Genomic DNA, 12,442 nt, shown 5'->3' with positions numbered 1-12,442 from the left:
GATACGATGCACGACATCCGCGCCATCCGCGAAAACCCCGCCGCCTGGGATGCGGCTCTTTCCCGTCGCGGGGTTGATGCGATGTCGTCGCAGGTCCTCGACCTGGACCGCGCACGACGCGCGGCCATCACCGCTGCCGAAGAGGCGCAGGCCGAGCAGAACCGCGCCTCCAAGGAGGTCGGCAAGGCCAAGGCCAGCGGCGACGAGGCCGAGTTCGAGCGCCTGCGCGCGCTGGTCGCGGCGAAAAAGGCCGAAGTCGGCGAGATGCAGGAAAGGGCCAAGAGCCTGGACGCCGAGCTTGAGGCCCTGCTGGCCGGCATCCCCAACCTGCCGCTGGCAGAGGTGCCCGAAGGCGCCGACGAGAACGACAACGTCGAGATCAAGCGCTGGGGCACGCCCCGCAGCTTTGATTTCACGCCGAAGGAACATTTCGACCTCGACGGCGTGAAACCGGGCATGGATTTCGAAGTTGCCGCGAAACTCTCGGGCAGCCGTTTCGTCGTGCTCTCGGGCGCCGTCGCGCGCATTCACCGTGCGCTGGCCCAGTTCATGATCAACACCCACGTCGATGAGAACGGCCTGACAGAGACATGGACCCCCGTGCTGGTGCGCGAGGAGATGATGTATGGCACCGGCCAGCTGCCCAAGTTCGGCGAGGACAGCTACAAGACCACCAATGGCTGGTGGCTGATCCCCACCTCCGAGGTGACGCTGACCAATATCGTCAACGGCCTGATCGTCGATGAGGATTACCTGCCCCGCCGCTACACCGCGCATTCGCAGTGCTTCCGCTCCGAGGCCGGCTCGGCGGGCAAGGACACCTCCGGCATGTTGCGCCAGCACCAGTTCGAAAAAGTTGAGATGGTTTCCGTCACCCATCCGGACAAGTCGCTGGAGGAACACGACCGCATGACGGCCTGCGCCGAGGGCATCCTGGAAAGGCTGGGCCTGCCCTATCGCACCGTGGTGCTGTGTACCGGCGACATGGGCTTCGGTGCGCAGAAAACCCATGACATCGAGGTCTGGCTGCCCGGTCAGGACACCTACCGCGAGATCAGCTCTGTCTCGACCTGCGGCGATTTCCAGGCCCGGCGCATGAACGCGCGCTTCCGTCCCACGGCCGGTGGCAAGCCCGAGTTCCTGCACACGCTGAACGGCTCGGGCCTCGCCGTGGGGCGTTGCCTGATCGCGGTTCTGGAAAACGGCCAGCAGGCGGATGGCTCGGTCGACCTGCCCGAGGCGCTGCATCCCTACCTGGGCGGCAAGACCCGACTGACCGCCGAGGGTACTCTGGCATGAGCCGGACGCCCCCCTGTCCGGAGGCGGTCTCTTGACCCGCCTCTGGGCCCTCCTGTGTTTCCTGGCCGCGCTCTGTTTCGCGGCTTCGCCTTGGCTGGTGCCCGGGTTCAACGGGTACGAGCCGTCGCAATTCCCGGTCGTTCTGGAAGACCCGCCGGTGCAGCCCGCGGGCTATGCCTTTGCAATCTGGGGCCTGATCTATGTCTGGCTGGTGATCGGAACGGGCTTCGGCCTGCTGCGACGGAGCGATGACGTCGATTGGGCGCCCATGCGTCCGCCGCTTTTTGCCAGCCTCGCCGTTGGCGCGATCTGGCTGCCGGTGGCGCAATGGTCCCCGATGCTGGCCACGCTGCTGATCTGGGTCATGCTGGGCACGGCGCTTGTCGCGCTCTGGCGGGCGGGCGACACGGATCGCTGGCTGCAACAGGGTCCGGTGGCGGTCTATGCCGGCTGGTTGTCGGCGGCGGCCTGCGTCGGCACCGGCGTGGTGATCGGCGGCTACGGCTGGATGCCACCCACCCCGGCGGCGCTGCTGTCGCTCTTGGTCTGCATGGCGCTCTCGGTGACCATGCAATACCGGCTCCACCGGGCGCCGGAATACGGCATGACGGTGATCTGGGCACTGGTCGGTGTGGTCGTGGCCAATAGCCAGCCCTTCAACGCCGCGGTCACGGGGCTCGCGCTGGTGGGCATGATCGCCATCCTGGGCGTGCGCGGAACGGACACGGAGTAAAACACGACGGAGCGCTCGGTTCTGGACAGCTGTCTGGCCGGCTCGTAGGCTGCGCGCATTCGGTTCAAGAGGTTTCCTCCATGCGCGCCCTTATTCTCTCTGCCTGCCTGCTGGCATTGCCGCTTGTCCCCGGTCCGCTCCCGGCCCAGGAAAGCCTGCCTATCGAAGGCGGCTCTGACATCGCCGGGGCCTACCGGGTCGCGGGCCGCAATCCGGATGGGTCCGCCTACAGCGGTACGCTCCAGTTGACCGGAAATAGCGCCCGTTACCAGCTGACCTGGACCATCGCAGGCCAGATCTTTCGCGGCACCGGACGGCTGGAAGGCCGCGTCCTGACGGTGGACTGGCAGGGCGACAGCAACCCGGTCGTCTACGTCCTGATGCCCGACGGTTCCCTGCATGGCACCTGGGCCGACGGCCTCGCCCTCGACCGGCTCGAACCGCTCCGCTAGATCGCCCAGCCTTCGCGCCGCGCAACCTCCACCAGAGGTGTCGCCGCCGGTTGCAGAGCGGCGCTCAGCCTGCCCATCGTTTCCCGGGGCGCGAACGGACAGGCGCAGCCTGTCCCAAGGGTCGGCGGGCGGGCGTCTTTGCGGCGCAGCCGCAAACAGTCCCGTCCCGGCGCCCGACTCAATCCTTCTTGGACTGCAACTTGCCCAGGTGCTTCTTCAGCGCGCCAGCGTTCTTCTTCTTGCGGCCCTTGTAGGGGTTGCGATCGCCCTGGCCACGCATGGTCAGGCGGATCGGCGTGCCGGGCATGTCGAAATCCTCGCGCAGCCCGTTCACCAGGTAGCGCGAATAGCTCTCGGGCAGCTTGTCGGGATGAGAGCACATCACGACGAACCCCGGTGGCCGGGTCTTGGCCTGGGTCATGTAGCGCAGCTTGATCCTGCGCCCCTGCGGCGCGGGGGGCGGATGGCGGCTGACCATCCCTTCCAGCCAACGGTTCAGCTGTGCCGTGGGAACGCGGCGGTTCCAGACGTCGTAGGCCTGCATGATCGCGGCCTGCAGCCGGTCCAGCCCCTTGCCGGTGCGGGCGGAAATCGTCACCAGCGGCGCGCCGCGCAGCTGCGGCAGGACATGTTCGAACTGCTCGCGCAGCCACTTCAGCTTGTCCTGCTTCTCGTTCTCCACGTCCCACTTGTTGACCGCCACCACCACGGCCCGCCCCTCGCGCTCGGCAAGGTCGGCGATCTTCAGGTCCTGGGTCTCGAAGGGGATGGCCGCATCCAGCAGCACCACCACGACCTCGGCGAATTTCACCGCGCGGATGCCGTCGGAGACCGAGAGTTTCTCCAGCTTGTCCTGGACCTTGGCCCGGCGCCGCATGCCTGCGGTGTCGAAGATCCGCATCGGCACCCCGCCCCAGTCCATCTGGACCGAGATCGCGTCGCGCGTGATCCCCGCCTCCGGCCCGGTCAGCAGCCGTTCCTCGCCCAGGATCGCGTTCACCAGCGTCGACTTGCCCGCATTGGGCCGCCCAACCACGGCGATCTGCAGGGGCTTGTCCCGCGTGGGCAGGCGCATGTCGCCCTCACCCGCCTCGGCCTCTTCCTCGCTCAGCGTGACCTCGACCTCGGGCGCCTCCGCGGCGGCGCGCGCCTCGAATCCTTCGGACAGGGGCAGAAGTGCCGAGTAGAGGTCGTTCATGCCCTCGCCGTGTTCGGCCGACAGGCGGATCGGCTCGTCTAGACCCAGCGAATAGGCCTCAATCACGCCGGCATCGGCAGCCGATCCCTCGGCCTTGTTGGCCGCAAGGATGACGTGCTTGGCCCGCTTGCGCAGGATCTCTGCAAAGACCTCGTCATCGGGCAGGATGCCCGCGCGCGCGTCGATCAGGAACAGGCACACATCCGCCTCCTCCACCGCGCGTTCGGTCAGCCGACGCATCCTGGCGGGCAGCGACTCGTCGGTCTCGTTCTCAAGGCCTGCGGTGTCGACCACGGTGAATCGCAGGTCGCCCAGCCTGGCCTCGCCCTCGCGCAGGTCACGGGTCACGCCCGGCTGGTCGTCGACCAGCGCCAGGCGCCGCCCGACGAGACGGTTGAACAGGGTCGACTTGCCCACGTTGGGGCGGCCGACGATGGCAAGAGAGAAACTCATGGCCCGGCTCCAAGGATCAAGGGCGCCGCTTAACGCATTTCAAAGCAGGGCGAAAGGGGCATCCCGGCGCCACGGTACAGTCCGGGCGCCAGGGCACCGCGGTCTCGCCGGCGCGGGAACGGGAAGACAGGCCTCAGCGATAGGCGTGCAGAACGCCCTTGCGGGACACGACATAGAGCGTGCCGCCCGCCACCACGGGGCGCGTGGTGGCGCCACCCGGGATCGCGATTTCCTGCAGCAGCTTGCCGTCCACCGGGTTGAAGGCCCGGATCTTGCCGTCCGAACTGGCCACGATCAGGCGGCCCCCCGCCAGCACCGGACCATGATTGGCAAAGGCGCCGTCGCGGCGGCGGTTCGGGTTGCGCGTCGGGCGATAGCCCGGCAGGTCACGGCTCCAGATTTCCTGCCCGGTTCCGGCATCGAGCCGGACCAGCTGGTTGAGGTCGGAGACGAAGAACACCGAATCGCCTGCCGGCCACATCGGACCCAGCGCGCCTCTCTTGGCGGTCCAGATCCGCTCTCCGTTGTAGACCGACAGCGCCACCGCGCGGCCCGAGTGGTTGCCGGCAAAGACCCGGTCGCCCGCGATCACCGGATCGCCGGTGATATCGTTGATTCCGGCGATGGTGACGCCGGTACGGCGGCCCAAAAGCTCGGCGTTCCAGACCTGCAGCCCACCCTGCCGGAAGGCCGCCGAGACGGCACCCGATCCGAAGGCGAAGACAACGTACTTGTCGTTGATCGCGGGGGCCGGTGCCCCTGCGATGTTGTTGAAATCCTTGGTGCCGTCGAACTGCCAGCGGACGCGGCCATCGTCGCTTTCGATCGCCCAGGCGGTGCTGTCGCCCGAGACGACGTAGACCAGCCCGTCGCGATAGCTGGGCGCGCCGGTGGCGGTGTTCTTGAGATCCTGCTCCCAGAGCATTCGCCCCGTGGCCGGGTCAAGCGCCGTCAGCATGCCGAAGCCGGAGGACACGAACAACTTGCCGTCGCCGTAGGCCAGCCCGCCGCCCTGACCTTCGGGGGCCTTGTCGCGCTGCGGGACAAGGGTCGCGGACCACAGTTGCTGACCCGAGGTTCCGGTCGCCCGGACCTGGTGGTTGGCGTCCATCGTGAAGATGCGACCGCCCGCGACGATCGGATCTGCGTTCAACCGCGTCTTGCGCCCGTCGCCCGCACCGATCCCGACCGAGAACAGCGGTTTCAGGGCCTGCCCCAGGGCCGCGTTCGTGACACGGACCATCGGCGAGACGGGGCTTTGCGCCCAATCGGTGTTGCTGACGCTGGCGGGCGTGGAAAAGGCGCGGGCCTGCGGTCCGGTCTCTGCCGGGTCGGTGCCTTCGTCGTAACCGCCGGTCAGCACGTCCCGGACATTCAGACGTTCCCCCGGAAGGATCTGCTCGCTCTTGGCACAGGCCGTCAGCGCCAGCGCGGCCAGCGAAATCAGCAGAGAGGTCTTGCGCAGCATCACCATGCCCCTTTTCGTCACTACCCGGGGCCCTGCCCCCCGCCGTGCGCCCCGCCTGAGCGGGCTCAGTTACCGGGCGCGTCGCCGCCCAGTGCCACAATCAATTGACCGGCGCGGCGCTGCAAGCCCTGCGTCGCCTCGGCATCTTCGGCCAGCCGTTCAAGCCGTGCGATCGCGGCGTCACGGTCGCCGGTTTCGATCTCGATCAGGGCCAGTTGTTCCTCCGCCAGCAGGCGCAGAGGCTGCCCCGGCACGGCCAGCGCCTCGAAGCCTGCACGGCGCTCTTCAACCGGCAGGACGGATGCGCCGCGGGTCAGGGCCTTGTAGCTGGCGATCTGGCGATAGATGGCGGGGATCTCTGTATTGGCGGCCACCGCCTGAAGACGGGCGACCGCGTCGGCGTCATCGCCGGCGGTGCCTTCTTCGGCGGCGGTCAGCATCGACAGGATCGCCGCGCCGCCGGTGGTCGGCGGTTCGATCGCCGTCAGCGAGTCGATGCGCTGCGCCGGTTCCTCGGCGTCGAGCGCGTCAAGCACGCTATCGCCAAAGGCCTGGGCCTGAGATTCGGCAGAGGCGATCCGCCATTCGCGCCAGGCGGTGCCGCCGACGATGAGAAGCACGATGACCACGCCAACCCAGCCCCACTTGCGCAAAGTGGCGTAAAGGCGGTCGCGTTTGACCTCTTCGGTCACCTCGTCGATAAAACTGTCGGCGTCGCTCAAACGGGCCCCCTCCGGTTGGTTTTCTCCCTCTTACATGCCCCGCAGCGCAGTGCCAAGGCGAGAAGGCATACCCGCAAGGGCCGTTTCCCGCGCCGAAACGGGCTTAGCGAATTGTCGCGTAAATGCGGTTTAATCGTGAAACTCTCGCAGAATTGTCGAAAAAGCGCCGCTTTGCAGGGCAAAAACCACGCCCGTGCTTGAAGCCTACGTTGCGGCACCCTAAAACTGAACGAAACGGTTCAGCCCGGACTCGTCCGGGTCGGCAGGGGTCGGGCCGGCTCGGCACCGTAACGATCAACAGGATGTGCGACGGGCCACGCGGTTCGGCGCCGAGAGGACGAAGACGATGCGCATCATGTCTATCCTGACCGCCTGCCTTGTGGCTGCGGTCCTTTACGCGGTTGTATTCGAGCGCGACCGACTGCTTGAGTTCGCTCGCGAGGTGGCCCCGGCGGCTCAGGGGGACGTGGCAGATGGCGGCCCCGCCCCTTCCGAAGATGCGGACCCGGCGCTGGAGGCGGGCGCCCCCGATGCCCTCCCCGAAGGCGCGGTGCGCGTGATGGCCAAGCGGTCGGTGGCTCAGGTGGTCGACAGCGAGGTGATCCTGCGCGGCGAAACCGAGGCCGTCCGCCAGGTCGAGGTGCGGGCCGAGACCTCGGGCAAGATCGTGTCCGAACCGCTGCGCAAGGGATCGCTGGTCGAAGCCGGACAACTGCTGTGCGAGATCGACCCGGGCACCAGCCAGGTCTCGCTGCAAGAGGCGCTGGCCCGGCTTGCGGAATCCAAGGCCCGGCTGCCCGAGGCCAAGGCGCGTCTGGCCGAAGCGGAGGCGCAGCTTCCCTCGGCCAAGGCCCGCATTCTCGAGGCCGAGGCCGCCGTGCCCGCCGCCGAAGCGCAACTGGCCGAGGCCCGCGCCAGCATCCCCGCCGCAGAGGCCCTGCTGGCCGAGGCAAAGGCGCGGGTGCCCGAGTTCGAGGCCCGGCTGGAAGAAGCCGAGGCCCGCGTCCCCGAGGCAGAGGCGCGGCTGGCAGAGGCCAAGGCCGCCGTGCCCGCCGCCGAGGCCCGCCTGAAAGAGGCAGAGGCCGGCGTGCCCGCCGCCGAGGCCCTGCTGGCCGAGGCAGAGGCCCGCGTGCCCGAGGCCGAGGCGCGCTTGAAGCAGGCGCAGGCGCAGGTGCGCGAGGCGGAAATCAACCTGCGCGCCGCGCAGGAACTGGCCCGCGACGGCTTTGCCGCGCAGACCCGGCTGGCCGCGGCCGAAGCCACCTACGAGACCGCCCTGACCGCTGTGCAGACCGCGCAACTTGGCCTGAAATCCGCCGCCTCCGGCATCGAGGCGGCCAAGTCTCAACTCCAGGGCGCGCTGGCCGCCGTCCAGACCGCCAAGAGCCAGGTCGAAACCGCCAAGGCTGCCGTGCAGGCGGCTCAAAGCGGCATCCGCAATGCCCGCGCCGGGGTGATCTCGGCCAAGGCCCAGATCCAGAACGCCCTGGCCGGCGTGCAATCCGCGCAGAGCCAGCTGCAGGGGGCCAAAGCCGCCGTGGCCTCGGCCCTCTCCGGTGTCGAAGGTGCCAAGGCGGCGGTCATCGCCGCCCGTGCCCAGCTTGAAACTGCGACGGCGGGTATCCAGTCCGCCAAGACCGGCGAGGAAAGCGCGCTGAGCGCGATCCAGTCCGCCGAGGCCGCCGTCGCCTCGGCCCGGCGCGAGATCGACCGGCTGAAGGTGCATGCGCCCTTTGCCGGTCTGCTGGAAACCGACACGGCGGAATTGGGCGCACTGCTGCAACCCGGTTCGGCCTGCGCAACCGTGATCCAGCTGAACCCGATCAAGATTGTCGGCTACGTGCCCGAAACCACCGTGGCGCGCGTGATGGTCGGGGCCAAGGCGGGCGCGCGGCTGACCAACGACCGCGTCGTGCAGGGTGAGGTCACCTTCGTCTCGCGCAGCGCCGATCCGACCACGCGCACCTTCCTCGTGGAACTGACGGTCGACAACTCCGACCTGACCATCCGCGACGGCGAAACCGCCGAAGTTGCCATCGAGGCCGAGGGGGCCAAGGCGCATCTGCTGCCGCAATCCACCCTGACCCTGAACGACCAGGGCAAGCTGGGCGTGCGCACGGTCAAGCCGGACGACAGCGTGCAGTGGATGGATGTCTCGATCCTGCGCGACACCCGCGATGGCGTCTGGATCACCGGCCTGCCGGATGAGATCAACGTGATCACCGTCGGTCAGGAATACGTCACCAATGGCGTGACCGTGGTGCCGAGTTACGAGGATATCATACAATGACCGGCATCATCGACTGGGCCGCCGCGCGCGCCCGAATGATCATCGCCTTCATCGTGCTCAGTCTGGTGGCCGGGGCCTATGCCTATGTCTCGCTGCCCAAGGAGGGTGAACCGGACATCGAGATCCCGGCGCTCTTCGTCTCGGTCCCCTTCCCCGGCATTTCGGCCGCCGACGCTGAAAAGCTGCTGGTCAAGCCCATGGAGACCGAGCTCTCGGATCTCGACGGGCTCGAGAAGATGACGGCCACCGCCGCCGAGGGTTATGCGGGCCTGGCACTGGAGTTCGAGTTCGGCTGGGACAAGACCAAGATCATCGCCGACGTGCGCGACGGCATGAACAATGCCGAGGCCGAGTTCCCCGAAGGCGCCGAAAAATACTCGATCAACGAGATCAACTTTTCCGAATTCCCGATCCTGATCGTCAACCTCTCCGGCCCGGTTCCGGAACGTACGCTGAACAAGGTCGCCAAGGACCTGCAGGACAGGCTCGAGGCGCTCGATTCGGTGCTGGAGGCCGGGATCGCGGGCAACCGCGACGAGATGCTGGAAGTGGTCATCGACCCGCTGCGACTGGAAAGCTACAACGTCACCGCGGATGAGCTGATCCGCGTGGTCCAGAACAACAACCAGCTGATTGCCGCCGGCGAGGTCGAAACGGAAAACGGCGCCTTTTCGGTCAAGATCCCCTCCAGCTTTGACGATGCGCGCGATGTCTATGACCTGCCGGTCAAGGTGAACGGCGACCGCGTCGTGACGCTGGGCGACCTGGCCGCGATCAACCTGACCTTCGAGGACCGCAAGGGCACGGCGCGCTTCAACGGAGAACAGACCGTCGCGCTTCAGGTGGTCAAGCGCAAGGGCTTCAACATCATCGACACCGTGGCGCAGGTGAAGGCCGAACTTGCCACCGCGCAGGGGACCTGGCCCGACGAGTTGCGCGCGGTGCTGGACGTGGGCACCTCGAACGACCAGAGCCGCCAGGTGGCCAGCATGGTCAGCCAACTCGAAGGCTCGGTTCTGACGGCCATCGCGCTGGTGATGATCGTGGTGCTGGCAAGCCTGGGCCTGCGCCCCGCCCTGCTGGTGGGGTTTGCCATCCCCACATCTTTCCTGTTGTGTTTCGTGCTGCTGGCGACGATGGGCGTGACGATCTCGAACATCGTGATGTTCGGGCTGATCCTGGCCGTGGGCATCCTGGTCGACGGCGCCATCGTGGTGGTGGAATACGCCGACAAGCGCATCGCCGAAGGCACCGGCCCAATGCATGCCTATGTCGAGGCGGCGCACCGGATGTTCTGGCCGGTTGTCTCGTCCACGGCGACGACGCTTTGCGCCTTTCTGCCGATGCTCTTCTGGCCCGGCGTCGCGGGCGAGTTCATGGGCATGTTGCCGATCACCATCATCTTCGTGCTGACCGCCTCGCTGGTGGTGGCGCTGATCTACCTGCCGGTCATGGGCGGCGTCTCGGGACGGTTCTCGCGCAACGTGCACCGCGCCGGCGACTGGCTGCGCGCGCGCCTGCATTGGACGCTGCGGGTGCTGCTGGTGCCGGTGGCGATCCTGGGGCTGTTCACCGGCGCGATGATGGTGCTGAACCCCAGCTACCTGGGTCCGACAGAGGCGACGGGCTGGGCCGCGCATATGCCCGGCGTCGTGATCTTTGTGCTCTTTGCGGTGATCTCTTCCGTGGTGATGGACGCCGCCGAAATCCGGCGCAAGCCCAAGCGCATCGAGTCGCGCAGCCGCCGGACCCCGTTCGGCAGTTTCACCAAGCTGATCGCCGGCAACCCGGTCATGCCTCTGGTGACGGTCGGGGCCGTGATCGTGTTCGTGGTCAGCGTCTTCGCCTACTACGGCGAGAACAACAACGGCGTGGATTTCTTCGTCGAGAGCGAACCGGAACAGGCCATCGTCTACGTCCGCGCCCGCGGCAACCTGAGCCTGGCGGAAAAGGACGCGCTGGTGAAACGGGCCGAGCAGATCGTGCTGACCCATCCCGGCATCCTCAACGCCTTCTCCTTTGCCGGTGAAGGCGGGCTGGACAACAACACCGGCGGTGCGATGGCCCCCAAGGACACCATCGGCCAGGTCCAGTTCGAAACCATCGCCTGGGCCGACCGCCCCGCCTATGCCCGTGCCAACGATGTCCCGCTGGCGCAGCTGGACGGGGACGTGATCCTTGACGACCTGACCGAGAAGCTGGAGCGCATCCCCGGCGTCGAGATCGAGATCCTGGCCCAGGCGCGCGGCCCGGCCAGCGCCAAGCCGGTACACCTGCAACTGAAGGGCGACGACTGGACCGCCCTGCTGGAGGCCGCGAGCATTGCGCGCACGAAATTCGACAGCACCCCCGGCCTGACCCTGATCGAGGACACCCGCCCCCTGCCCGGCATCGACTGGCAGATCGACGTGGACGTGGAAAAGGCGGGCCGCTACGGCGCCGACGTGGCCACGGTGGGCGCGATGGTGCAACTTGTGACGCGCGGGCTGGCCATTGGCAGCTATACCCCCGGCACCTCGGACGAGGAAATCGACATCCGCGTGCGCCTGCCCGAGGAAAACCGCGTCCTGTCCACGCTGGACAGCCTCAAGGTCCGCACCCCGGATGGCCTGGTGCCGCTGGTAAACTTCATCACCCGCGAGCCGGTGGCCAAGCTGGCCGAGATCGAGCGCATCGACCAGACGCGCTATTTCGACGTCAAGGCCGGTGTGCGCGAGAGCCTGATGGAAATCGGCTGGGACGTCACGACAACCGGCCCCGACGGCGCAGAGGCGACCGAGTTCGTGCCGCTGATGACCGGCGTGGAACTGGACCCGGAAACAGCCGATGTCTCGACCGCGGACTGGAGCCATGACTTTGGCCGTTCGTCGGGGTTCTTCGAATGGCTGATGGGCGCCAATATCCGCCACTTCGGCGACGTGCGCCTGCTGACCGACACGACACCCGAAGAGATCGTCGCGCAGGCCGATACGGGCGAGCGCTCCAAGCTCAAGGTCGTGCCGGTGACGGGCACGGAACGGATCGGCGTCCTGACCGACTGGCTGGAAACAGACCCGCTGCCCGCGGGCATCGAATGGGAATGGACCGGCGACCAGGAGGACCAGGAGGAAAGCCAGGCTTTCCTGCAATCGGCCTTTGGCGGCGCATTGTTCCTGATGTTCATCATCCTGCTGGCGCAGTTCAACAGCTTCTACAACTCGGTGCTGGTGCTGCTGGCGGTGATCCTGTCCACGACGGGCGTGCTGATCGGGATGCTGGTGATGGATCAGTATTTCTCGATCATCATGACCGGGACCGGGATCGTGGCGCTGGCGGGCATTGTGGTGAACAACAACATCGTCCTGATCGACACCTACCAGGAGTATTCGCGCTACATGCCCCGGATCGAGGCCATCGTGCGCACGGCGCAGGACCGGATCCGCCCGGTGCTGCTGACCACGATTACGACGATGGCGGGCCTTGCGCCAATGATGTTGGGGCTCAGCCTCGACTTCTTCAACGGCGGCTATTCGATCGACAGCCCGACCGCCCTGTGGTGGAAGAACCTGGCCACGGCCGTGGTTTTCGGCCTTGGGATCGCGACGGTACTGACGCTGGTCTTTACCCCCGCGATGCTGGCGATCCGGGTCTGGTTCACGACCTATGTGCTGTGGTTCGCGCGGCTGCTCGCGCGGCTCAGCTTTGGGCGCGGCAGTCGCGTGGCCCGCGACTGGGCCCTGAACCGGGCGGCGCGCCAGGTGAAATCGCCCGAAATCATCTGGGAGGATGCGCCGGCCAGCACGATGGAACTGACGCAGGATCTGCGCGCAGCAGAGTGAACTGACAGC

8 protein-coding genes are annotated in these 12,442 nt (G+C 67.1%); 5 read left to right on the top strand and 3 right to left on the bottom strand.

Annotated elements, in window-relative coordinates; all coding sequences use genetic code 11:
* Positions 1-6 precede the first annotated feature (6 nt).
* From serS to lfb1, 3 genes are all read left to right on the top strand, one after another.
* Complete coding sequence (serS, locus tag RBB42_RS14680) at positions 7-1,299, top strand: serine--tRNA ligase (RefSeq protein WP_305971134.1); 1,293 nt, start codon at positions 7-9, stop codon at positions 1,297-1,299.
* A gap of 31 nt (positions 1,300-1,330) precedes the next feature.
* Positions 1,331-2,032: a TspO-related membrane protein gene (locus RBB42_RS14675; RefSeq protein ID WP_305971133.1), complete on the top strand. Its 702-nt coding sequence runs from the start codon at positions 1,331-1,333 to the stop codon at positions 2,030-2,032.
* 80 nt (positions 2,033-2,112) lie between these two features.
* Positions 2,113-2,484 carry an LIC10280 family protein gene (gene lfb1, locus RBB42_RS14670; RefSeq protein WP_305971132.1) on the top strand — a complete coding sequence of 124 codons (372 nt, stop codon included), beginning with the start codon at positions 2,113-2,115 and terminating at the stop codon, positions 2,482-2,484.
* A 178-nt stretch (positions 2,485-2,662) separates the two neighbouring features.
* Here the strand turns inward: lfb1 and der are convergent, their stop codons facing one another.
* The 3 genes from der to RBB42_RS14655 all read right to left on the bottom strand — a co-directional run bounded on the left by der (position 2,663) and on the right by RBB42_RS14655 (position 6,325).
* Positions 2,663-4,135 carry a ribosome biogenesis GTPase Der gene (gene der, locus RBB42_RS14665; RefSeq protein WP_305971131.1) on the bottom strand — a complete coding sequence of 491 codons (1,473 nt, stop codon included), beginning with the start codon at positions 4,133-4,135 and terminating at the stop codon, positions 2,663-2,665.
* 133 nt (positions 4,136-4,268) lie between these two features.
* Positions 4,269-5,603 (bottom strand): PQQ-like beta-propeller repeat protein, encoded by a 1,335-nt coding sequence (locus RBB42_RS14660; RefSeq protein ID WP_305971130.1) that lies wholly within the window; start codon positions 5,601-5,603, stop codon positions 4,269-4,271.
* A 65-nt stretch (positions 5,604-5,668) separates the two neighbouring features.
* Positions 5,669-6,325, bottom strand: coding sequence for a tetratricopeptide repeat protein (locus RBB42_RS14655; protein ID WP_305971129.1), 657 nt, complete (start codon positions 6,323-6,325; stop codon positions 5,669-5,671).
* Between the two features lie 346 nt (positions 6,326-6,671).
* On the opposite strand from RBB42_RS14655, the gene RBB42_RS14650 reads away from it, so the two are divergent.
* The gene (locus RBB42_RS14650; protein ID WP_305971128.1) at positions 6,672-8,615 is read left to right on the top strand and encodes an efflux RND transporter periplasmic adaptor subunit; all 1,944 of its coding nucleotides are present in this window, start codon (positions 6,672-6,674) and stop codon (positions 8,613-8,615) included.
* On the top strand, positions 8,612-12,433 hold the full coding sequence (locus RBB42_RS14645) for an efflux RND transporter permease subunit (RefSeq protein WP_305971127.1): 3,822 nt from the start codon (positions 8,612-8,614) through the stop codon (positions 12,431-12,433). Before RBB42_RS14650 ends, RBB42_RS14645 begins: the two co-directional genes overlap by 4 nt.
* The last annotated feature ends 9 nt before the right edge of the window (positions 12,434-12,442 follow it).

The organism is Mameliella sp. MMSF_3455, from assembly GCF_030733205.1.
Lineage (GTDB): Bacteria > Pseudomonadota > Alphaproteobacteria > Rhodobacterales > Rhodobacteraceae > Antarctobacter.
The sequence above is the reverse complement of the archived record's forward strand: the minus strand, read 5'-3'. Positions and strand labels throughout refer to the sequence as shown.